The organism is Rhizobacter sp. OV335, assembly GCF_900142965.1.
In the GTDB taxonomy this organism is placed as follows: domain Bacteria; phylum Pseudomonadota; class Gammaproteobacteria; order Burkholderiales; family Burkholderiaceae_C; genus Rhizobacter.
Window position 1 is genome coordinate 222,248 of sequence record NZ_FRCQ01000005.1, and the last position, 20,702, is coordinate 242,949.

At 67.8% G+C, this 20,702-nt stretch carries 20 protein-coding genes; 17 read left to right on the plus strand and 3 right to left on the minus strand.

Annotated features, from left to right (window positions below; translation table 11 throughout):
• The first annotated feature begins 138 nt into the window (after positions 1-138).
• The 4 genes from BUE42_RS07795 (at position 139) to BUE42_RS07810 (ending at position 2,081) form a co-directional block, all read left to right on the plus strand.
• Entirely contained in the window at positions 139-627 is a 489-nt protein-coding gene (locus BUE42_RS07795; RefSeq protein WP_200798918.1) for an RrF2 family transcriptional regulator, read from the plus strand.
• 60 nt (positions 628-687) lie between these two features.
• Positions 688-1,146 (plus strand): hypothetical protein, encoded by a 459-nt coding sequence (locus BUE42_RS07800; RefSeq protein ID WP_073464031.1) that lies wholly within the window; start codon positions 688-690, stop codon positions 1,144-1,146.
• A 186-nt stretch (positions 1,147-1,332) separates the two neighbouring features.
• Entirely contained in the window at positions 1,333-1,680 is a 348-nt protein-coding gene (locus BUE42_RS07805; protein WP_073464032.1) for an H-NS histone family protein, read from the plus strand.
• An 11-nt stretch (positions 1,681-1,691) separates the two neighbouring features.
• The gene (locus BUE42_RS07810) at positions 1,692-2,081 is read left to right on the plus strand and encodes a nuclear transport factor 2 family protein (protein WP_073464033.1); all 390 of its coding nucleotides are present in this window, start codon (positions 1,692-1,694) and stop codon (positions 2,079-2,081) included.
• Here the strand turns inward: BUE42_RS07810 and BUE42_RS07815 are convergent.
• Positions 2,032-2,619, minus strand: coding sequence for a carboxymuconolactone decarboxylase family protein (locus BUE42_RS07815; protein WP_073464034.1), 588 nt, complete (start codon positions 2,617-2,619; stop codon positions 2,032-2,034). The genes BUE42_RS07810 and BUE42_RS07815 overlap by 50 nt on opposite strands.
• Positions 2,620-2,746: 127 nt before the next feature.
• On the opposite strand from BUE42_RS07815, the gene BUE42_RS07820 reads away from it, so the two are divergent.
• Positions 2,747-3,586 carry a helix-turn-helix domain-containing protein gene (locus BUE42_RS07820; protein ID WP_073464035.1) on the plus strand — a complete coding sequence of 280 codons (840 nt, stop codon included), beginning with the start codon at positions 2,747-2,749 and terminating at the stop codon, positions 3,584-3,586.
• Between the two features lie 10 nt (positions 3,587-3,596).
• On the opposite strand, the gene murI is transcribed toward BUE42_RS07820, so the two are convergent.
• A complete protein-coding gene (murI, locus tag BUE42_RS07825) occupies positions 3,597-4,400 on the minus strand; it encodes a glutamate racemase (protein WP_073464121.1) in 804 nt (267 codons plus the stop codon).
• Between the two features lie 212 nt (positions 4,401-4,612).
• Here murI and BUE42_RS07830 point away from each other — a divergent pair, with 212 nt between their 5' ends.
• The 7 genes from BUE42_RS07830 to mgrA all read left to right on the plus strand — a co-directional run bounded on the left by BUE42_RS07830 (position 4,613) and on the right by mgrA (position 12,763).
• A complete protein-coding gene (locus tag BUE42_RS07830) occupies positions 4,613-5,362 on the plus strand; it encodes an electron transfer flavoprotein subunit beta/FixA family protein (protein WP_073464036.1) in 750 nt (249 codons plus the stop codon).
• Entirely contained in the window at positions 5,363-6,295 is a 933-nt protein-coding gene (locus BUE42_RS07835) for an electron transfer flavoprotein subunit alpha/FixB family protein (RefSeq protein ID WP_073464037.1), read from the plus strand.
• Positions 6,296-6,393: 98 nt separating this feature from the next.
• Entirely contained in the window at positions 6,394-8,187 is a 1,794-nt protein-coding gene (locus BUE42_RS07840; RefSeq protein WP_073464038.1) for an acyl-CoA dehydrogenase, read from the plus strand.
• Between the two features lie 20 nt (positions 8,188-8,207).
• Positions 8,208-9,161 carry an NAD(P)H-dependent flavin oxidoreductase gene (locus BUE42_RS07845; protein ID WP_073464039.1) on the plus strand — a complete coding sequence of 318 codons (954 nt, stop codon included), beginning with the start codon at positions 8,208-8,210 and terminating at the stop codon, positions 9,159-9,161.
• A 37-nt stretch (positions 9,162-9,198) separates the two neighbouring features.
• Positions 9,199-11,220 carry a PAS domain-containing hybrid sensor histidine kinase/response regulator gene (locus BUE42_RS07850; protein ID WP_073464040.1) on the plus strand — a complete coding sequence of 674 codons (2,022 nt, stop codon included), beginning with the start codon at positions 9,199-9,201 and terminating at the stop codon, positions 11,218-11,220.
• 72 nt (positions 11,221-11,292) lie between these two features.
• The gene (locus BUE42_RS07855; RefSeq protein ID WP_073464122.1) at positions 11,293-11,706 is read left to right on the plus strand and encodes a cupin domain-containing protein; all 414 of its coding nucleotides are present in this window, start codon (positions 11,293-11,295) and stop codon (positions 11,704-11,706) included.
• Positions 11,707-11,719: 13 nt separating this feature from the next.
• On the plus strand, positions 11,720-12,763 hold the full coding sequence (mgrA, locus tag BUE42_RS07860; protein WP_073464041.1) for an L-glyceraldehyde 3-phosphate reductase: 1,044 nt from the start codon (positions 11,720-11,722) through the stop codon (positions 12,761-12,763).
• A gap of 41 nt (positions 12,764-12,804) precedes the next feature.
• Here the strand turns inward: mgrA and BUE42_RS07865 are convergent, their stop codons facing one another.
• Positions 12,805-13,116 carry a hypothetical protein gene (locus tag BUE42_RS07865; RefSeq protein WP_073464042.1) on the minus strand — a complete coding sequence of 104 codons (312 nt, stop codon included), beginning with the start codon at positions 13,114-13,116 and terminating at the stop codon, positions 12,805-12,807.
• Positions 13,117-13,359: 243 nt separating this feature from the next.
• On the opposite strand from BUE42_RS07865, the gene BUE42_RS07870 reads away from it, so the two are divergent.
• The 5 genes from BUE42_RS07870 (at position 13,360) to BUE42_RS07890 (ending at position 20,699) form a co-directional block, all read left to right on the plus strand.
• Complete coding sequence (locus BUE42_RS07870; protein ID WP_073464043.1) at positions 13,360-16,218, plus strand: 2-oxoglutarate dehydrogenase E1 component; 2,859 nt, start codon at positions 13,360-13,362, stop codon at positions 16,216-16,218.
• 74 nt (positions 16,219-16,292) lie between these two features.
• Positions 16,293-17,567, plus strand: coding sequence for a 2-oxoglutarate dehydrogenase complex dihydrolipoyllysine-residue succinyltransferase (odhB, locus tag BUE42_RS07875; protein WP_073464044.1), 1,275 nt, complete (start codon positions 16,293-16,295; stop codon positions 17,565-17,567).
• Positions 17,568-17,579: 12 nt separating this feature from the next.
• Entirely contained in the window at positions 17,580-19,007 is a 1,428-nt protein-coding gene (gene lpdA / locus BUE42_RS07880) for a dihydrolipoyl dehydrogenase (RefSeq protein ID WP_073464045.1), read from the plus strand.
• Positions 19,008-19,026: 19 nt separating this feature from the next.
• A complete protein-coding gene (zapE, locus tag BUE42_RS07885; RefSeq protein ID WP_073464046.1) occupies positions 19,027-20,127 on the plus strand; it encodes a cell division protein ZapE in 1,101 nt (366 codons plus the stop codon).
• Positions 20,124-20,699, plus strand: a complete 576-nt coding sequence (locus BUE42_RS07890) for a hypothetical protein (RefSeq protein WP_073464047.1) — start codon at positions 20,124-20,126, stop codon at positions 20,697-20,699. The genes zapE and BUE42_RS07890 overlap by 4 nt, the downstream gene beginning before the upstream one ends.
• Positions 20,700-20,702: the final 3 nt, after the last annotated feature.

Genomic DNA, 20,702 nt, shown 5'->3' on the forward strand with positions numbered 1-20,702 from the left:
GAGGAGTCGCTGCGGGTGACATGCTGAAGCTATTGATTCATAAGATATGAATCTTATCATCGGGGTATGGGTAAAGATGTGAGAGGGCGATTGATCCCTTTAAAGTAAAATCATCGTGCCTGTTTCATGGAGCGAGTCGTGCGCCTGACCGTCTACACCGACTACACGCTGCGCGTGATGATGTACCTCGCGGTGGCGTGGCCGTCGGGTCGGGTCGTGACCATTGACGCGATCGCCGGTGCCTACGGCATCTCGCGCAGCCACCTGACCAAGATCGTCCACGACCTCGGGCTGAACGGCTTCATCGTGACGACGCGCGGCCGCGCCGGTGGCGCCACGCTGGCGCGCCCGCCGAACGAGATCTCGATCGGCGACATCGTGCGCATGGCCGAGAAGGATTTCGCGGTCGTCGCCTGCCACGACACCGCGGTGCCGCACGGCTGTCAGATCTTTCCGGCCTGCAACCTGAAGCGCGGGCTGGCCCGGGCGGTCGATGCCTTCATGGCCGAGCTCGATGCGATGACGCTGCAGGATGCGATCACCGTGCCGACGGTGGCGGCCTCGCTGCTGGGGATGGGCGCTAAAGAGCGGCCGGTGAAGGTGATGCGCTCCGCCCGCAACTCGTAGCCCGCTTCCGCGTGGTACGTGCGCTGCGGGAACGACCGGAAACTCGCCGAGAATGCCGGCATGACCGTCTACATCATCCTCGCCGCCGTCGGCGCCGCCGTCGGCGCCGCCTTCGGCCTGGCCGTGCTCGCGGCCGTTGTCTGGGCCCTGACCCGCCCCGACGATCGCATCCAGATGGCCAGCATCTGCCTCTTCGGTTGCATTGCGCTGTACTGCGCGGTGGCCATGCAGCTCCACGAGGTCAACGCCACGCTCGGCATCCTGGCGGGGGTGTATTCCGCGGCGCTCTATGGGGTTCTCGCCGCCTTTGCCATCTATCAGAAGCGATGGGCCTGGAAGGCCACCATCGTGGCCTTCGGCCTGCATGCTTCGATGACTGTTGCCGTGGTCCTGGCCGCGCTACAGTCCGGCAAGGTGGTGTGGCTTGCGCTCGTGGTGTGGGTGGTCCTGGGGGCGTTGGGTTTGTACGCCTCGTTGCACAAGGGAACGCGCGAGGTCATGTCGGGGCTCTCCGCATGAGCGGGTCGGTCGAAGCCACCACGATGTCTCGCCCACAGGTCCGAAGGTACTTGAGTTGACCGGCGTACCGCTCCCGGGACCCGTTGCGGCCGGCGGACGCCGTTGAGGCTCCGCGCCCAAAAAGGGCCACGCCGCACATAGACTACCGGTCATCGCTTTTTCCGATCCACGTCCAGGACCACCGAGATGACCGAATTGAAGGGTATGTCGTACGCTGAGCTCCGCGCTCTGCTGGAAGAAACCGAAGCCGCCCTGGCGAGCAAGCGCACCGAGGAGCTGAAGGTCTTGGCCGACGGCTACGCCAAGAAGCTGCAGATGGGCGGTTTCAGCATCGCCGAAGGGATCGAGGCGCTGAAGCCCTACCTGCCCGCGAAGGCCGTCAAGACGCCGTCGGCCCCCGGCGAAGAACGCAAGGCGAAGTACGCGAACCCGGCCGACCCGAGCCAGACCTGGGTCGGGATGGGCAAGCCGCCCCAGTGGTTCCGCGACCAGATCGCGAATGGCCGTTCCCGCGAGGACATGCAGATTCCCTGAGAGGAAACCCCATGAGCATCGACACGCTGGCCGTCTGGCACGAACTCGTCGCCACGCGCAACGCCAAGGGCCTGGGGGCACTGCTCTCGGACCAGGTCGTCTTCCATTCGCCGGTGGTGCACACGCCGCAGGTCGGGAAGGCCGTCACGGCCCAGTACCTCGGCGCGGCGTTCCACGTCTTCTTCAACGAGACCTTCAAGTACGTCCGGGAGATCGTCGGCCCGCGTGACGCGGTGCTGGAGTTCCAGGTGGAGATCGATGGCATCGCCGTCAACGGCGTCGACATGCTCACCTGGGACGACGACGGAAGGATCGTGGATTTCAAAGTCCTCGTCCGGCCCTTGAAAGCGATCAATCTGATCCACCAGAAGATGGGGGCGATGCTGCAAGCGCAGCAGTAGCCTCGGTCGCCTGCAGGAAGTCTTCCAGCGGTGGGTGCACGACGTTGCCGGCGTAGTTCGTCAGCGTCGAGGCGGCGACGACGCCGATGAGTTCCAGCAGCTGATCGGGCCGGTATCCCGCCGCGTAGAAGCCGGACTGAGCTGCTGCGTCGAGCTTTCCCCGGTTCTCGATCAACGATCTGGCGACCGCTGACAGCGCCGCGTGTCGAATGTCGTCCGGTGCCCGACGTGCGCGGATGGCTTCGACATCGGCCTCGGCCACGCCCTGCGCGAGCGCCAGGTGCGTGTGGAACGCGATCGCCCAGCGGCTGTTGTTCGTCACCGCATTGGTCAGCAGCAGGACCTGGATCTCTGCCTCGCCGAAGCTGCCGGCGTGCACGTTCTGGAACAGCCCGATGAAGCCCTTGATCGGCACAGGCGACTCGGCCATGGCCCGCGCGAGGTTCGGCACGAAGCCGAACACCTCTTCGAGTGCGCGCAGTGGCGCCTTCGACGCCTCGGGGACGGATTGCGGGGAATGGACAGTGAAGTTCGACATGGAGGCTGCCTTTCATGTTGGCGAACGGATGTGTTCGCATGAGAAGGCAGGTTAGGCAGGGCCTCTGCACGCGGCAATTACCCGCGAGGTAGTTGAGGCAGACACCTGCCGCGATACCCTCTCCGCCATGAGCCCGTCCAGTCCCTCTGCTCGAAGCGAGCGCGCCGACCTCGGCCCCCTGCTGCGCCACTGGCGTGCCGTGCGCGGTCGCAGCCAGCTCGACCTGGCGCTGGAGTCGGGCATCTCGCAGCGGCACATCAGCTTCATCGAGAGCGGCCGCAGCGCCCCCGGCCGCCAGACCTTGATGCAAATCGCGCAGGCGCTGGAGGTGCCGTTGCGCGAGCGCAATGCCTTGTTGCTCGCGGCCGGGTTTGCGCCGCTGTATTCGGAATCGCCCTGGGATGCTGCCGAGATGCAGGGCATCGAGAAGGCGCTGCGTCGCATGCTGCAGCAGCAGGAGCCGTTTCCTGCGGTGGTGATGGACCGCCACTGGAACGTGCTGATGACCAACGAGGCGGCGCCCCGGTTCTTCAACCGCTTCGTCGACCTGTCGCGCCGCAGCCCGCCGCGCAACCTGCTTCACCTGATGTTCGACCCGGCCGGTATGCGCCCTTTCATCGCGAACTGGGACGACGTGGGGCGCAGCCTGATCCAGCGCGTGCACCGCGAATCGACGGAGCGGGTCGTCGACCTGCAGACGCAGGCGCTGTTGTCCGAGTTGCTGGCGTATCCCGGCATCGATCCGGCGTGGAAGCACACGAAGGCATTGCTGGTGGGCACCGCCGCAGCGGCGCTCCCGCTGGTGCCGATGAACTTCTCGAACGACGGCTTCACGCTGAGCCTCTTCTCGCTGGTGACCACGGTCGGCACGCCGCAAGCGGCCGCGTCGCAGGAGCTGCGGCTCGAATCGATGTTTCCGGTGGACGATGCGGCGGAGCAGGCCTATGCGCAGTTCATGGCGCGATGAGGCGGGGTGATCAGGCGTCCGCTGCGCGCACCTCGCAGCGGAACGACAGCCAGCTTGCGGCCACCCGTCGCAGCGACTCGACATCGCCGGTCGTCTCCAACGTCACCACGTCTGCGGCCGCGGGCGCGGCCTCTGTGGCCTGCCACAACTGCGCTGCACGCCGGGCCACCGCATCGGCGGTGTCGATGATCAGCACCTGCGGCCCCATCGCGGCGGCGATCAGGTGCTGCACGAACGGGTAGTGCGTGCAGCCGAGCACGACGGTGTCGACATCCGCTTCGCGCAGTGGCGCGCAACAGCGCTCGACCATGGCCCGCAGCTCCGGTGTGTCGAGCGCGCCGCGCTCGATCAGGTCGGCGAGGCCCGGGCAGGGCTGGGCGGTGATCCGCACCGCATCGCCCTGGCGCGCCAGCAGTTGCCGGAACTTCTCGCTGCGCAAGGTGCCGGTGGTGGCCAGCACACCGATGCGGCCGCTGTGGGTCGCGGTCGCCGCCGGCTTCAGCCCCGGCTCGACGCCGACGATCGGCAGCGCCGGCCAGCGCTCGCGCAGGCTCGCGACCGCCGCGGCCGTGGCGGTGTTGCATGCGACCACCAGCAGCTTTGCGCCGTGCGCCACCAGGTGCTGCGCGATGCGCTGCGAGCGCTCGACGATGAAGGCCTCGCTGCGATCGCCATACGGCGCGTTCGCCGAATCGGCCAGGTAGCGCAGCGGCGCCTGCGGCAACTGCCGGCGCAGCGCCCGCAGCACCGAGAGCCCGCCGAGCCCCGAATCGAACACGCCGATGGGGTCGGCTGCAGGGGTCTCAGGCGTCATCGGCTCGGGCATGGCGGCGCAGTCTAGCAACGCATTCGAAGCGAACGTCGCCTGCGTGACGCGGAAACCGCCCCGACCTGTGCGAGAATCAAAAAAGCACGATCGTTCTATTTCGATGCCGCAGCAGGGTCTCCCCTGGTGCCACGTGCGGGGCGCCCGAGGCCCCGCCACTAGAATCGATCAACCCTTTCAGAGTCATCAGGAGCGTGCGAATGAAGGTATTGGTCGCGGTCAAGCGCGTTGTGGACTACAACGTCAAGGTGCGGGTCAAGAGCGATGGCAGCGGCGTGGACATCGCCAACGTCAAGATGAGCATGAACCCGTTCGACGAGATTGCCGTCGAAGAAGCGGTCCGCTTGAAGGAGAAGGGCGCGGTGACCGAGGTCATCGCCGTCTCGCTCGGCGTCACGCAGTGCCAGGAGACGCTGCGCACCGCGATGGCGATCGGCGCCGATCGCGCGATCCTCGTCGAGACCACCGAAGAGCTGCAGCCGCTGGCCGTTGCCAAGCTGCTGAAGGCGCTGGTCGACAAGGAGCAGCCGGGCCTCGTGATCCTCGGCAAGCAGGCGATCGACGACGATTGCAATCAGACCGGGCAGATGCTGGCCGCGCTGGCCGACCTGCCGCAGGCCACGTTCGCGAGCAAGGTCGAGATCGCCGATGGCGCCGCCCTCGTCACGCGCGAGGTCGATGGCGGCCTCGAGACGCTGAAGGTCACGCTGCCGGCGGTCGTCACGACCGACCTGCGCCTGAACGAGCCGCGCTACGTGACGCTGCCCAACATCATGAAGGCGAAGAAGAAGACGCTCGAGGTGCTGAAGCCGTCCGACCTGGGCGTCGACGTGACGCCGCGCCTGAAGACCCTGAAGGTGAGCGAGCCGCCGAAGCGCAGCGCCGGCATCAAGGTGCCGGATGTCGCCACCCTCGTCTCGAAGCTGAAAACCGAAGCCAAGGTGATCTGAATGACCGCACTCGTGATTGCTGAACACGACAACGCCTCGATCAAGGGCGCGACCCTCAACACCGTGACTGCGGCCGCCCAGTGCGGCGGCGAGGTGCACGTGCTCGTGGCCGGCAGCAATGCCGCCGCCGCAGCGCAGGCCGCCGCGCAGATCGCCGGCGTCACCAAGGTGCTGCACGCCGACGCGGCGTACTTCGAACACGGCCTGGCCGAGAACGTCGCGGCCCAGGTGCTGGCGGTGGCCTCGGCCTACAGCCACATCGTGTTCCCCGCCACCGCCAGCGGCAAGAACATCGCGCCGCGCGTGGCCGCCAAGCTCGATGTCGCGCAGATCAGCGACGTGACCAAGGTCGACAGCCCCGACACCTTCGAGCGCCCGATCTACGCCGGCAACGCCATCGCCACGGTGCAGAGCGCCGACAAGGTGAAGGTGCTGACCGTGCGCACGACCGGGTTCGATCCGGCCGCCGCCAGCGGCGGCTCGGCTGCGGTGGAGAGCACGCCCGCTGCGGCCGACAGCGGCAAGAGCAGCTTCGTCGGGTCCGAGATCGCGAAGAACGACCGCCCTGAGCTGACGGCCGCGAAGATCATCGTGTCCGGTGGCCGCGCGCTCGGCTCCAGCGACAAGTTCAACGAGGTGCTGACGCCGCTGGCCGACAAGCTCGGTGCCGCGCTGGGCGCGAGCCGCGCTGCCGTGGACGCCGGCTATGCGCCGAACGACTGGCAGGTCGGCCAGACCGGCAAGATCGTCGCGCCGCAGCTGTACATCGCCGCCGGCATCTCCGGCGCGATCCAGCACCTGGCCGGCATGAAGGATTCGAAGGTGATCGTCGCGATCAACAAGGACCCCGAGGCGCCGATCTTCAGCGTGGCCGACTACGGCCTCGAGGCCGATCTGTTCACCGCCGTGCCGGAGCTGGTGAAGGCGCTGTAAGCCGCCCTGCGCCAGCGCTGCGCGCGTGCCTGCAAAGCCCGTTGGCTCGATCGAATCAACGGGCTTTCTTCTGCCTGAATGAGAACAAGGAGACAACGATGAGCTACATCGCACCGGTGAAGGACATGCTGTTCTGCATGAAGGAACTGGCTGGCCTGGAGGCCGTCGCGCAGTTGCCCGGCTTCGAGGACGCCGGGCTGGAGACGGCGCAGGCCGTGCTCGAGGAATGCGCGCGCTTCAACCAGGAGGTGCTGGCGCCGCTGAACTTCGAGGGCGACAAGAACCCGTCGTCGTGGAAGGACGGCCAGGTCACCACCACGCCGGGTTTCAAGCAGGCGTTCCGGCAGTTCGCCGAGGGCGGCTGGCAGGGCCTGCAGCACCCGTCTGATTTCGGTGGGCAGAACCTGCCGAAGACCATCGGCGCGGCCTGCATCGAGATGCTCAACAGCGCCAACATGAGCTTCGCGCTGTGCCCGCTGCTGACCGATGGTGCGATCGAGGCACTGCTGACCGCCGGCACGCCGGAGCAGCAGGCGCTGTTCCTGCCGAAGATGATCTCCGGCGAGTGGACCGGCACGATGAACCTGACCGAGCCGCAGGCCGGCTCCGACCTCGCGCTGGTGCGCACGCGCGCCGAGCCGCAGCCCGACGGCAGCTACAAGATCTTCGGCACCAAGATCTTCATCACCTACGGCGAGCACGACATGGCGGGCAACATCGTCCACCTGGTGCTGGCGCGCGTGGTCGGCGCGCCCGAAGGCGTGAAAGGCATCAGCCTGTTCCTGGTGCCGAAGTTCATCGTGAACGCCGACGGCTCGCTGGGTGCCCGCAATGATGCGCACTGCGTGAGCATCGAGCACAAGCTGGGCATCAAGGCCAGCCCGACCGCGGTGCTGCAGTTCGGCGACCACGGCGGCGCCGTGGGGCAGTTGATCGGCCAGGAGAACCGCGGCCTCGAGACCATGTTCATCATGATGAATGCCGCGCGCTATGCAGTGGGCGTGCAGGGCATCGCGGTGGCCGAGCGGGCCTACCAGAAGGCCGTGGCCTATGCGAAGGATCGCGTGCAGTCGCGCCCGGTCGATGGCTCGGTGGCCGGCAGCGCCAGCATCATCCACCACCCCGACGTGCGGCGCATGCTGATGACGATGCGCGCACTGACCGAGGGCTGCCGCGCGATGGCGCTGACGGCCGCTGCGGCCTACGACGCCGCGCATGCGCACCCCGATGCCGAGGTGCGCAAGCAGAATCAGGCCTTCTACGAATTCATGGTGCCGCTGGTGAAGGGCTTCAGCACCGAGATGAGCCTGGAGGTGACGAGCCTGGGCGTGCAGGTGCACGGCGGCATGGGCTTCATCGAGGAGACCGGCGCGGCGCAGTACTACCGCGACGCGAAAATCCTGACCATCTACGAAGGCACGACCGCGATCCAGGCCAACGACCTGGTGGGCCGCAAGACGGCGCGCGACGGCGGCCAGACGGCGAAGGCGATCGCCGAGCAGATCCGCAAGACCGAGGCCGAACTCGGCCAGCGCGACAGCCCGGCCGCTCGCGCGGTGCTGAAGCGCCTGGCCGCGGCGCGCGAGGCCTTCGTGCAGGTGGTCGAGTTCGTGGCCGGCTCGACCAAGGCGCACCCGAACGCGGTGTTCGCCGGCTCGGTGCCGTACCTGATGCTGGCCGGCAACCTGATGGCCGGCTGGCAGCTCGCGCGTGCGCTGCTGGTGGCCGAGACGCAGCTGGCGGCGGGCGAGGGCGATGCGGGATTCCTGAACGCCAAGCTGGCCACCGCCCGTTTCTACGCCGAGCACATCCTGAGCCGCGTGCCCGGCCAGCGCGATGCGATCCTCGAAGGCGCCGACAGCGTGATGGCGCTGGCGATGGACGCGTTCTGATCACTCACTGGAGACCCGCCTTGTCGCTTCCGCCCGTTCTGCAGAACCTGCCGCTGCCGGTGATCGGCTCGCCGCTGTTCATCATCAGCAACCCGAAGCTCGTGATCGAGCAGTGCAAGGCCGGCATCGTCGGCGCGATGCCGGCGCTCAATGCGCGCCCGGCCGAGCTGCTCGACGAATGGCTGGCCGAGATCACCGAGACCCTGGCCGCGCACGACCGCGCGAATCCCGAGCGCCCGGCGGCGCCGTTCGCGATCAACCAGATCGTGCACAAGAGCAACGACCGGCTCGAGCACGACATGGCGCTGTGCGCGAAGTACAAGGTGCCGATCATCATCACCTCGCTCGGCGCACGCACCGACGTCAACGATGCGGTGCATGCCTGGGGCGGCATCGTGCTGCACGACGTCATCAACAACTTCTTCGCGAAGAAGGCGATCGAGAAGGGCGCCGATGGCCTGGTCGCGGTGGCGGCCGGCGCCGGCGGCCATGCAGGCGTGAAGAGCCCGTTCGCGCTGGTGCAGGAGATCCGCACCTGGTTCGACGGCCCGCTCGCGCTGAGCGGCTCGATCGCGAGCGGCAACGCGATCCTCGCGGCGCAGGCGATGGGCGCCGACCTGGCCTACATCGGCTCGGCCTTCATCGCGACCGACGAGGCGCGCGCGAGCGACGACTACAAGCAGATGATCGTCAGCAGCAACAGCGACGACATCGTCTACAGCAACCTCTTCACCGGCGTGCACGGCAACTACCTGAAGGGCTCGATCGTCAAGGCCGGGCTCGACCCGGAGAAGCTGCCCGAGAGCGACCCGAGCAAGATGAACTTCGGCGGCGACGCGCGCAAAGCCTGGAAGGACATCTGGGGCTGCGGGCAGGGGATCGGCGCGATCGACAAGGTGGTGCCGACGCGCGTGCTGGTCGAGCGGCTGCACGGCGAGTACGAGGCGGCGCGGCGGAGGCTGGTGCCGGCCTGAACGGATCCCCTCGGGGCCGATGACACACAATGGCCCGATGAGTGCTCTCCCCCTCGGTCAGCCGGCCGTCTCGGAACCGATGCTGCGGCTGCTGTTCGAGCAGTCGCCCAGCTTCATCGTGGTGCTGGAGGGGCCGACCCACGTGGTGACGCTCGCGAACCCGGCGTACCAGCGGCTGGTGGGCCTCGACCGCCCACTGACGGGCCGCATGATCGCGCAGGCGCTGCCCGAGGCCGACGAGCAAGGCTTCGTCGGGCTGCTCGATGCGGTGTACGCCAGCGGCGAGCCCTTCGTCGGTAGGCGCATGGCCTTCGTGCCCGAGCGGGCTGCGCACTTGCAACCCGAGACGCGCTTCGTCGATTTCGTCTACCAGCCGGTGCGCGGCGACGGCGAGCGCGTCACCGGCATCTTCGTGCAGGGGCACGACGTCACCGAACAGGTGCTGGCCGAGCGCATGCTGGCCCGCGAGGCCGAGCAGCGGGCGGCGCAGGCGCAGCGCTTCGACGTCACGCTGTCGGGCATCGAGGACTTCGCGTACACCTTCGACCGGCAGCTGCGCTTCACCTATTCGAACCGGCCGCTGCTGCAGCTGCTCGGCATCACGCTCGACGAGATCGTCGGCAAGACCTTCTGGGACCTGCCGTACCCGAAGGACCTGGCCGACCGGCTGGGTGCCGAGATCGAGCAGGTCTTCGTCAGTGGCGAGCGCGTCGTCGGCGAGACCTTCTACCAGAGTCCGACCGGGGTGCAGGGTTGGTTCGAGTACATCTTCAACCCGGTGTTCGCGCCCGACGGCAGCGTGGCCAGCGTGGCCGGCTCCACGCGCGACGTGACCGCGCGGCTGGCGCAGGAGCGGCGGCTGGCCGAGCTGAACGCCAGCGAGCGTGCCGCGCGCGCCGAGGCCGAGCGTGCGAGCCGGCTGAAGGACGAATTCCTGGCGACGCTGAGCCACGAGCTGCGCACGCCGCTGAACGCCATCCTCGGCTGGACCGAGCTGATCCGCAGCGGCCGCCTGGATGCCGACCGGGTCCGCGAGGCCGCCGAGCGCATCCACCGCAACGCCCGCGCGCAGGCGCAACTGATTGCCGACCTGCTGGACGTCAATCGCATCATGACCGGCAAGATCCGGCTCGCGGTGCGGCGCGAATCGCTGGCCGTGCCGGTGGCCGCCGCGCTGGACGCGACGCGGCTGGATGCACAGCGCAAGAAGATCGCGCTGGCCGAGCCGGCGCTCGCCGGGCTGCCCGAGATCGACGGCGACGCCACGCGGCTGCAGCAGGTGTTCTGGAACCTGCTGAGCAACTCGGTGAAGTTCACGCCCGAGGGCGGGACCATCGCTTTGGGCGTGGAGGCCGATGCCGACGAAGTGCGGGTGAAGATCAGCGACAACGGCATCGGCGTGGCGGCGGATTTTCTGCCGCACCTGTTCGAGCGCTTCTCTCAGGCCGACAGCTCCAGCACGCGCCACCATGCCGGGCTGGGCCTGGGGCTGTCGATCTGCAAGAGCCTGGTCGAACTGCACGGTGGGCGCATCGTGGCCGAGAGCGCCGGCCCGGGACGGGGCACGAGCTTCACGGTGACGCTGCCGATGCGCATGCCGTCGGCGCTGAAAGGCGGGTCGGATGGGAGTGTCGACACCACGGCGGACGAGTTGCCGCCCGGCGACGAACTGCTGGTGCTGAAGGGCGCGAGCGTGCTGGTGGTGGACGACGACATCGACGGCAGCACGATCCTGGTGACGGCCTTCGCGCAGTACGGCGTGGATGCGGTGGCGGCCGACAGCGCCGAGGCCGCGCTGGCGCTGGTGGGCAGCAGGGTCTTCGCGCTGATGCTGTGCGACATCGGCATGCCGCAGACCGACGGCTACGCGTTGCTGCGGCAGGTGCGCCGCACCAGCGGCATGCCCGCGATCGCGCTGACCGCCTTCGCGCGGCCTGAAGACCGGCAACGGGCGTTGGACCAGGGGTTCAGTGCGCACATCGCGAAGCCGTCGTCGCCGGCGGCGACGCTGGGGGTTTGTGCGCGGGTGTTGAGGGCGGCGAGGGTCGGCGGGCCATAGGGTGGGATCTGGTTGACGCTCCCGGCACCCGCGCGCACAGTGCCGCGGCGCATGTCGCGCGAGGAGATTGACATGAAGACTTCCCGGCTGACGCTCACGCTGTCCGGTGCGCTGTTGTTCGCACTCGGCCTCACCACCGGCCTCACGGCGCAGACGCTCACCGATTCGCCGCAGCGCGCCGAGCAGAAGCGCGCCGACCTGAGCGGCACGCCCAACATGGAGGTGATCGCCTCCATCGTCGAACTGAAGCCGGGCCAGAGCAGCAACCTGCATGTGCACCACGGCGTCGAAGCCTTCCATGTGCTGCAGGGCGCGATGGTGCAGGCGCCGGGCAAGGATGCGTCGATGATGCCCACCGGCCTGACCGGGCTGAACCTGCGCGACGTGCAGCACGGCAGCTTCAAGGTGGTTGGCGAAATGCCCTTGAAGCTGTTCACCGTGCACATCGTCGACAAGAATGCACCGCTGTACGACTTCGTCAAATGACACCCCGGGAACCATGACCTACACCGCCGCGCCCGACCGCTACGAGACCATGACCTACCGCCGCTGCGGGCGCAGCGGCCTGCAGCTGCCGGCGCTGTCGCTCGGCCTGTGGCACAACTTCGGCGATGCCACGCCGCTCGCCGAGCAGCGCGCGCTGCTGCGCACCGCCTTCGACCTGGGCATCACCCATTTCGACCTCGCCAACAACTATGGGCCGCCCTATGGCAGCGCCGAGAGCAACTTCGGCCGCCTGCTGCGCGAGGACTTCAAGCCCTACCGCGACGAGCTGGTGATCTCCAGCAAGGCCGGCTACGACATGTGGCCGGGCCCGTACGGGCAGGGCGGCGGCTCGCGCAAATACGTGCTCGCGAGCCTCGACCAGAGCCTGCGCCGCATGGGGCTCGACTACGTCGACATCTTCTATTCGCACCGCTTCGATGCCGCGACGCCGCTCGAGGAAACCGCGTCGGCGCTCGCCACCGCGGTGCAGTCGGGGCGTGCGCTGTACGTCGGCATCTCGTCGTACTCCGCGGGCAAGACCGCCGAGATGGCGAAGCTGTTGCGCGAGCGCGGCGTGCCGCTGCTGATCCACCAGCCGTCGTACAGCCTGCTGAACCGCTGGATCGAAGGCGAGCTGCTCGCCACGCTCGACGCCGAGGGGGCGGGCTGCATCGCCTTCAGCGCACTGGCCCAGGGGCTGCTGACCGACAAGTACCTGAACGGCATCCCGGCCGACGCGCGCATCAACAAGCCGGGCGGCGGCTCGATGAAGGCCGAGCACCTGTCGCAGGCCAACCTGGAGCGCGTGCGCGCGTTGCGGGCGATCGCGCAGCGGCGCGGGCAGTCGCTCGCGCAGATGGCGCTGGCCTGGGTGCTGCGCGACCCGCGCGTGACGACGGCGCTGATCGGCGCCAGCCGGCCCGAGCAGCTGCGCGAGAACGTGGCAGCACTGGCACGGCTGGATTTCAGCGCGCAGGAGCTGGCCGAGATCGACCGGCATGCGCAAGACGGCGGGCTGGACCTGTGGGCACGCTCCAGCAGCGACCAGGCGTTCTGAGGCCGCAAGCCGCCGGCGCGGCGCGGTCGTCAATGCAGGGGTCAGTGGCGCGGTTCGACCTCATAGTCGCAATCGCAGCCCTGGCCCGCGGCGATCAAGCGGCTCGCCAGCCGCGCGGCCACGCGGCGCAGCCAGGCCGGCCCGCGCAGCCGGCGCGCCCGCACCAGCACGCCGCAGCGGTAACCGCCTTGTACCTCCCACACCAGCGCCGCGCAGGCCCCGTGCCGGCGCCGGCTGACCAGCACGCCCACGGGGCAGGGCTCGCTCGCGCAGCACACGCCGCAGCCGTTGCAGGGCTCGCCGAGCGGCGGCTTGGGCGGCGCGGCGGGGTGGATTTCGATGGTGCGGCGCATGTCGGGCAGATGAATCCGCCAAAGGAGTTCGGCGATTGTCGTCCGCAGGAAACACGGCGATCCCACGAGGTGGACCGCAGAATTCCAACGGTGTTACAGTCCCTCCCGGTGACTTTCAGGTCCTTCCCGTCCCCTTGCTGGTAACAGTCAAGGCGGGTCGCAATCCGCCAGCCGGTCTAGCCGTGTCGCGGAAGGTTTATTAACCCACTACAGCACTGGAAACCAGTGCGAAAGGTGAGCGAAATGATGCAGGAATACAGGTCGAACTCGTACCTGTTCGGGGGCAATGCGCCCTATGTCGAAGAGATGTACGAGGCTTACCTCGACAACCCGGGCTCGGTGCCCGACAACTGGCGCGCCTACTTCGACGCCCTCCAGCACGTTCCTGCCGCCGACGGTTCGTCGGCTGCCGACGTCCCGCACGCACCGGTCGTCGAATCATTCGCTCAACGCGCCAAGGCCAACGCCTTCGGCAACAAGGCCAGCGGCGCCGACCTGGCGGTCGCCCGCAAGCAGGTCCACGTCCAGTCGCTGATCGCCGCCTACCGCGTGCTCGGCGCCCGCTGGGCCGACCTCGACCCGCTCAAGCGCGTCGAGCGGCCGAAGATCCCCGAGCTGGAGCCGGCGTTCTACGACCTGAGCGAGTCCGACATGGACATCTCGTTCAGCGCGACGAACACCTACTTCAGCACCTCCGAGCAGATGACGCTGCGCCAGATCGTGCAGGCGCTGCGCGAGACCTACTGCGGCTCGATCGGCGCCGAGTACATGCACATCACCGACCAGCCTGAAAAGCGCTGGTGGCAGCAACGCCTCGAAGCCATCCGCTCCAAGCCGAACTTCACGGCCGAGCAGAAGAAGCAGATCCTGAACCGCCTGACGGCCTCCGAAGGCCTGGAGCGCTACCTGCACACGAAGTACGTCGGCCAGAAGCGCTTCTCGCTCGAAGGCGGTGAAAGCTTCATCGCGTCGATGGACGAGCTGGTGCAGCGCGCCGGCGAGAAAGGCGTGCAGGAGATCGTGATCGGCATGGCCCACCGCGGCCGCCTGAACGTGCTGGTCAACACGCTGGGCAAGATGCCCAAGGACCTGTTCGCCGAGTTCGACCACACCGCCCCCGAGAACCTGCCTTCGGGCGACGTGAAGTACCACCAGGGCTTCTCGAGCGACGTCACCACCGACGGCGGCCCGGTCCACCTGAGCCTGTCGTTCAACCCGTCCCACCTCGAGATCGTCAACCCGGTCGTCGAAGGCTCGGTCAAGGCCCGCCTCGACCGCCGCGGCGACAAGGAAGGCGACACCGTGCTGCCGGTGCTGGTGCACGGCGACGCGGCCTTCGCCGGCCAGGGCGTCGTGATGGAAACGCTGGCGCTCGCGCAGACGCGCGGCTACTACACCGGCGGCACCGTCCACATCGTCATCAACAACCAGATCGGCTTCACGACCAGCGACCCGCGCGACACCCGCTCGACGCTGTACTGCACCGACGTGGTCAAGATGATCGAGGCCCCGGTGCTGCACGTGAACGGCGACGACCCCGAAGCGGTCGTGCTGTGCACGCAGCTCGCGCTCGACTACCGCCAGGAGTTCAACAAGGACGTGGTCGTCGACATCGTCTGCTTCCGCAAATTGGGCCACAACGAGCAGGACACGCCGGCGCTCACGCAGCCGCTGATGTACAAGAAGATCGCACAGCACCCCGGCACCCGCCGCCTGTACGGCGACAAGCTGGTGGCGCAGGGCGTGCTGCCGGCCGACGGCCCGGACGCGATGGTCAAGGAGTTCCGCGCCGCGATGGACGCGGGCAAGCACACCATCGACCCGGTGCTGACCAACTACAAGAGCAAGTACGCGGTCGACTGGTCGCCGTACCTCAACAAGAAGTGGACCGATTCGGCCGACACCGCGCTGCCGCTGGCCGAGGTCAAGCGCCTGGCCGAGCGCATCACCACGCTGCCGGCCAACTTCAAGGCCCACCCGCTGGTCGAGAAGGTGCTGGCTGATCGCGCCGCGATGGGCCGCGGCGACATCAACATGGACTGGGGCATGGGCGAGCACCTCGCCTTCGCGTCGCTGGTCGCGAGCGGCTACCCGATCCGCCTGTCCGGCGAGGACAGCGGCCGCGGCACCTTCACGCACCGTCACTCGGTGCTGCACGACCAGAACCGCGAGAAGTGGGACGAAGGCACCTGGACGCCGCTGCAGCACGTGGCCGACAACCAGGCCCCGTTCGTCGTGATCGACTCGCTGCTGTCCGAAGAAGCGGTGCTCGGCTTCGAGTACGGTTATGCGAGCGCCGACCCGAACACGCTGACCATCTGGGAAGCGCAGTTCGGCGACTTCGTGAACGGCGCGCAGGTGGTGATCGACCAGTTCATCGCCTCGGGCGAGGTCAAGTGGGGCCGTGCCAACGGCCTGACGCTGATGCTGCCGCACGGCTACGAGGGCCAGGGCCCGGAGCACTCGTCGGCACGCCTGGAGCGCTTCATGCAGCTGGCTGCCGACAACAACATGCAGATCGTGCAGCCGACCTCGGCCAGCCAGATCTTCCATGTGCTGCGCCGCCAGATGGTGCGCATGTTCCGCAAGCCGCTGGTGATCATGACGCCGAAGTCGCTGCTGCGGAACAAGGATGCCACGTCGCCGCTCGCCGAGTTCACGAAGGGCGAGTTCAAGACGGTGATCCCCGAGGCGAGCGACGAGATCGTGGCGGACAAGGTCAAGCGCATCGTCGCCTGCTCCGGCAAGGTCTACTACGACCTGGTGAAGGCGCGTGCCGAGAAGAAGAGCGCCGACGTGGCGATCATCCGCGTCGAGCAGCTCTATCCGTTCCCGCACAAGGCCTTCGCGGCCGAGGTGAAGAAGTACCCGAACGCGACCGAGATCGTCTGGTGCCAGGATGAGCCGCAGAACCAGGGTGCCTGGTTCTTCGTGCAGCACTACATCCACGAGAACATGGTCGACGGCCAGCGGCTGGGCTATGCGGGTCGCCCCGCGTCGGCTTCGCCGGCAGTGGGCTACGCGCACCTGCACCAGGAGCAACAGAAGGCGCTGCTCGACCAGGCCTTCGCCAAGCTCAAGGGCTTCATCCTCACCAAATAAGCAAGTCGTGGCGCAGCCTGCCGGCCCGGTGGCCGGTTCGGCTGCGACCGTGCTGAACACCAAGAAAGAACCTCATGGCAATCGTAGAAGTCAAAGTTCCGCAGCTGTCCGAATCGGTGGCCGAAGCCACGCTGCTGCAATGGAAGAAGAAGCCCGGCGAAGCCGTGGCCATCGACGAGATCCTGATCGAGATCGAGACCGACAAGGTCGTGCTGGAAGTGCCGGCACCGGCCGCCGGCGTGATCGCGCAGATCGTCAAGAACGACGGCGAGAGCTGCACCAGCGATGAAGTCATCGCCCGGATCGACACCGAGGCTGCCGCGCAGGTGAGCCCGCTCGAGATCAAGGCGGTGCCTGCACCGGCCGCAGCCCCGGCCGCGGCTGCCGCTGCACCGACCGGCACCAGCAAGAGCGACGTCGCGATGCCCGCGGCCGCCAAGCTGCTGGCCGACAACAACCTGTCGACCAGCGCCGTCACCGGCACCGGCAAGGACGGCCGCGTGACCAAGGGTGACGTGCTCGGCGCGATCGCCGCCGGCGCGAAGCCTGCTGTCGCCGCGCCGGTGGCTGCACCCGTCGCCGCGTCGGTGGCCAAGCCGCTGCCGGCCGTTGCCGCGCCGGCCGCGCAGAACCTGGCGTCCCTTGGCGAGCGCCCGGAGCAGCGCGTGCCGATGAGTCGCCTGCGCGCCCGCGTCGCCGAGCGCCTGCTGCAGTCGCAGGCCACCAACGCCATCCTGACCACGTTCAACGAAGTGAACATGGCCCCGGTGATGGAGATGCGCAAGAAGTTCCAGGAGAAGTTCGAGAAGGAGCACGGCGTGAAGCTGGGCTTCATGAGCTTCTTCGTGAAGGCCGCGGTCGCCGCGCTGAAGAAGTACCCGGTGATCAACGCCAGCGTCGACGGCAACGACATCGTCTACCACGGCTACTTCGACATCGGCATCGCGGTCGGATCGCCCCGCGGCCTGGTGGTGCCCATCATCCGCAATGCGGATCAACTGAGCTTTGCCGACATCGAGAAGACCATCGCCGGCTTCGGCCAGAAGGCCAAGGACGGCAAGCTGTCGCTCGACGAGCTGACCGGCGGCACGTTCTCGATCAGCAACGGCGGCACCTTCGGCTCGATGCTGTCGACGCCGATCATCAACCCGCCGCAGTCGGCCATCCTGGGCGTGCACGCCACGAAGGACCGCGCGGTGGTCGAGAACGGCCAGATCGTGATCCGCCCGATCAACTACCTCGCGATGTCGTACGACCACCGCATCATCGACGGCCGCGAAGCCGTGCTGGGCCTGGTCGCGATGAAGGACGCGCTGGAAGATCCGGCTCGCCTCCTCTTTGACATCTGATCGGGAACCACGATGAGCAAATCATTTGACGTGGTGGTCATCGGCGGCGGCCCCGGTGGCTACATCGCTGCGATCCGCGCGGCGCAGCTGGGCTTCAACACCGCCTGCATCGACGAGTGGAGGAACGAGAAGGGCGGCCCGGCCCCGGGTGGCACCTGCACCAACGTCGGCTGCATTCCGTCGAAGGCGCTGCTGCAGTCGAGCGAGCACTTCGAGCACGCCGGCCACGCCTTTGCCGACCACGGCATCGGCCTGAAGGACCTCAGCATCGACATCGGCAAGATGCTGGGCCGCAAGAACGCGGTCGTGAAGCAGAACAACGACGGCATCCTGTACCTCTTCAAGAAGAACAAGGTGTCGTTCTTCCATGGGCGCGGCTCGTTCGTGAAGGCCGCTGAAGGCGGCTACGAGATCAAGGTCGCGGGCGCTGCTGAAGAATCGATCATTGCCAAGCACGTGATCGTCGCGACCGGCTCCAACCCGCGCGCGCTGCCGGGTGCGCCGTTCGACGAGGAACTCATCCTCAGCAACGACGGCGCGCTGCGCATCCCCGCGGTGCCGAAGAAGCTGGGCCTGATCGGCGCCGGCGTGATCGGCCTGGAGATGGGCTCGGTGTGGCGCCGCCTGGGTGCCGAGGTGGTGGTGCTCGAAGCGCTGCCGACCTTCCTCGGCGCGGTCGACGAGCAGATCGCCAAGGAGGCCCAGAAGGCCTTCAACAAGCAGGGCCTGAAGGTCGAGCTGGGCGTCAAGATCAGCGAAGTCAAGACCGGCAAGAAGGGTGTCACTGTCTCGTATGCCAACGCCAAGGGCGAGGCGCAGACGCTCGAGGTCGAGAAGCTGATCGTCTCGATCGGCCGTGTCGCCAACACCATCGGCCTGAACCCGGAAGCGGTCGGCCTGAAGCTCGACGAGCGCGGTGCGGTGGTGGTCGACGACGACTGCAAGACCAACCTGCCCAACGTCTGGGCGATCGGCGACGTGGTGCGCGGCCCGATGCTGGCGCACAAGGCCGAGGAAGAGGGCGTCGCGGTGGCCGAGCGCATTGCCGGCCAGCACGGGCACGTCAACTTCAACACGATCCCGTGGGTGATCTACACCTCGCCGGAGATCGCGTGGGTCGGCCAGACCGAGCAGCAACTGAAGGCCGCGGGGCGCGAGTACAAGGCCGGTACCTTCCCGTTCCTCGCGAACGGTCGGGCGCGTGCGCTGGGCGACACGACGGGCATGGTCAAGTTCCTGGCCGACGCGAAGACCGACGAGATCCTGGGCGTGCACATCGTCGGGCCGATGGCGTCGGAGCTGATCTCCGAAGCGGTGGTCGCGATGGAGTTCAAGGCCTCGGCCGAGGACATCGCGCGCATCTGCCATGCACACCCGTCGCTGAGCGAAGCCACGAAGGAAGCGGCCCTGGCCGTCGACAAGCGCACCTTGAACTTCTGAACGGAAGCTGCCGCGCTCGATGGTCTCCGTCACTGAGTTGTACCGGCAGACGCTTGCCGAGCGCGGCTACCAGAGCGACCCGGCGCAGATCGCCGCGGTCGCCGCGTTGCAGCGCTGCCAGGACGAGTGGGAGGCCTACAAGGCCCGGCGCAGCAACGCGATCACGAAGCTGCTGGTGCGCCCGCCGCTGCCGCGCGGCGTCTACATGCACGGCGGGGTGGGGCGCGGCAAGAGCTTCCTGATGGACTGCTTCTTCAACGCGGTGCCGCTGCAGCGCAAGACGCGGCTGCACTTCCACGAGTTCATGCGCGAGGTGCACCGCGAGCTCGCCGAGCTGAAGGGCATCGTCAACCCGCTCGAGGAGCTGGGCGCGCGCATCTCGCGTCGCCACCGGCTGATCTGCTTCGACGAATTCCACGTCGCCGACGTGACCGACGCGATGATCCTGCACCGGCTGCTCGACAGCCTGTTCTCGCACCGCGTCAGCATCGTCACGACCTCGAACTTCAAGCCCGACGACCTGTACCCGAACGGGCTGCACCGCGACCGCATCCTGCCGGCCATCGAACTGCTGAAGCAGAAGCTCGAGGTCATCAGCGTCGACAACGGCACCGACTACCGGCGCCGCACGCTGGAGCAGGTGACGCTGTACCACACGCCGCTCGGGCCCGAGGCCGATGCCGCGATGGCCGAGGCCTTCACGCGGCTGGCCGAGGCCAAGGACGAGCCGCCGGTGCTGCACATCGAGCACCGCGAGCTGCACGCGCGGCGCAAGGCCGGCGGCGTGGTGTGGTTCGACTTCAAGACGCTGTGCGGCGGGCCGCGCTCGCAGAACGACTACCTCGAGCTGGCGACGCAGTTCCACACCGTGTTGCTGTCGGATGTGCCGCAGATGCCGCCGCGGCTGGCCTCGGAGGCGCGGCGCTTCACCTGGCTGGTCGACGTGCTGTACGACCGGCGCGTGAAGCTGATCATGTCGGCCGCAGTGCCGCCGGAGGAGCTGTACAAGGACGGCCCGCTGGCGCACGAGTTCCCGCGGACGGTGTCGCGGCTCAACGAGATGCAGTCGAAGGAATTCCTGTCGCTCGAGCGGCGAGACGTGGATACTCGGTTGACATGAAAAGGCTGCTCGTCTCCGCACTCCTGCTGGTCGCCGCGCTGGCGCAGGCGCAAGCGCCGACCTCCGACAAGCCGTCCAGCCAGGCCGAGCGTGAGCGCATCGCGAAGCAGCGCCAGGTGGCCGAGGCGCAGTACGCCCAGCGCGAGGCCGAGTGCAAGCGGCGTTTCGTCGTGACCTCGTGCATCGACCAGGCGCGTGCCGATCGGCGTCAGTCGCTCGACAACCTGCACCAGCAGGAGATCGCGCTCGACGAGGTGGAGCGCCAGCAGCGCAGTGCCGAGCACCGCCGCCGGCGCGAGGCCAAGGCCTGGGACGAGATCAACAAGCCGGCGCCGGAGCCGCGCGCGCCGCGCGAGCCGAAGGCGCGCGAATCGAAGCCGCTGCTGCCGCCGTCGGCGGCCTCCCGGCCGGCTCCGGTCGACCGCAGTGCCGACGAGCAGCAGGCGCGCGAGCGTTTCGAGGCGCGCCAGCGTGAGGCGCAGGCCCACAAGGCCGAGATCGAGGAGCGCAACCGCAAGAAGGCGGCGGCGCGCAAGCCGGCATTGCCGATGCCTGCGGCATCGTCGCCGTAAAGG

What these genes read in the sequence shown, in the direction of transcription:
- BUE42_RS07800 (WP_073464031.1), top strand. Translation starts at nt 688, where the DNA reads ATGACCGTCTACATCATCCTCGCCGCCGTCGGCGCCGCCGTCGGCGCC.
- BUE42_RS07805 (WP_073464032.1), top strand. Translation starts at nt 1,333, where the DNA reads ATGACCGAATTGAAGGGTATGTCGTACGCTGAGCTCCGCGCTCTGCTG.
- BUE42_RS07810 (WP_073464033.1), top strand. Translation starts at nt 1,692, where the DNA reads ATGAGCATCGACACGCTGGCCGTCTGGCACGAACTCGTCGCCACGCGC.
- BUE42_RS07815 (WP_073464034.1), bottom strand. Translation starts at nt 2,619, where the DNA reads ATGTCGAACTTCACTGTCCATTCCCCGCAATCCGTCCCCGAGGCGTCG.
- BUE42_RS07820 (WP_073464035.1), top strand. Translation starts at nt 2,747, where the DNA reads ATGAGCCCGTCCAGTCCCTCTGCTCGAAGCGAGCGCGCCGACCTCGGC.
- murI (WP_073464121.1), bottom strand. Translation starts at nt 4,400, where the DNA reads ATGACGCCTGAGACCCCTGCAGCCGACCCCATCGGCGTGTTCGATTCG.
- BUE42_RS07830 (WP_073464036.1), top strand. Translation starts at nt 4,613, where the DNA reads ATGAAGGTATTGGTCGCGGTCAAGCGCGTTGTGGACTACAACGTCAAG.
- BUE42_RS07835 (WP_073464037.1), top strand. Translation starts at nt 5,363, where the DNA reads ATGACCGCACTCGTGATTGCTGAACACGACAACGCCTCGATCAAGGGC.
- BUE42_RS07840 (WP_073464038.1), top strand. Translation starts at nt 6,394, where the DNA reads ATGAGCTACATCGCACCGGTGAAGGACATGCTGTTCTGCATGAAGGAA.
- BUE42_RS07850 (WP_073464040.1), top strand. Translation starts at nt 9,199, where the DNA reads ATGAGTGCTCTCCCCCTCGGTCAGCCGGCCGTCTCGGAACCGATGCTG.
- BUE42_RS07855 (WP_073464122.1), top strand. Translation starts at nt 11,293, where the DNA reads ATGAAGACTTCCCGGCTGACGCTCACGCTGTCCGGTGCGCTGTTGTTC.
- mgrA (WP_073464041.1), top strand. Translation starts at nt 11,720, where the DNA reads ATGACCTACACCGCCGCGCCCGACCGCTACGAGACCATGACCTACCGC.
- BUE42_RS07865 (WP_073464042.1), bottom strand. Translation starts at nt 13,116, where the DNA reads ATGCGCCGCACCATCGAAATCCACCCCGCCGCGCCGCCCAAGCCGCCG.
- BUE42_RS07870 (WP_073464043.1), top strand. Translation starts at nt 13,360, where the DNA reads ATGATGCAGGAATACAGGTCGAACTCGTACCTGTTCGGGGGCAATGCG.
- odhB (WP_073464044.1), top strand. Translation starts at nt 16,293, where the DNA reads ATGGCAATCGTAGAAGTCAAAGTTCCGCAGCTGTCCGAATCGGTGGCC.
- lpdA (WP_073464045.1), top strand. Translation starts at nt 17,580, where the DNA reads ATGAGCAAATCATTTGACGTGGTGGTCATCGGCGGCGGCCCCGGTGGC.
- zapE (WP_073464046.1), top strand. Translation starts at nt 19,027, where the DNA reads ATGGTCTCCGTCACTGAGTTGTACCGGCAGACGCTTGCCGAGCGCGGC.
- BUE42_RS07890 (WP_073464047.1), top strand. Translation starts at nt 20,124, where the DNA reads ATGAAAAGGCTGCTCGTCTCCGCACTCCTGCTGGTCGCCGCGCTGGCG.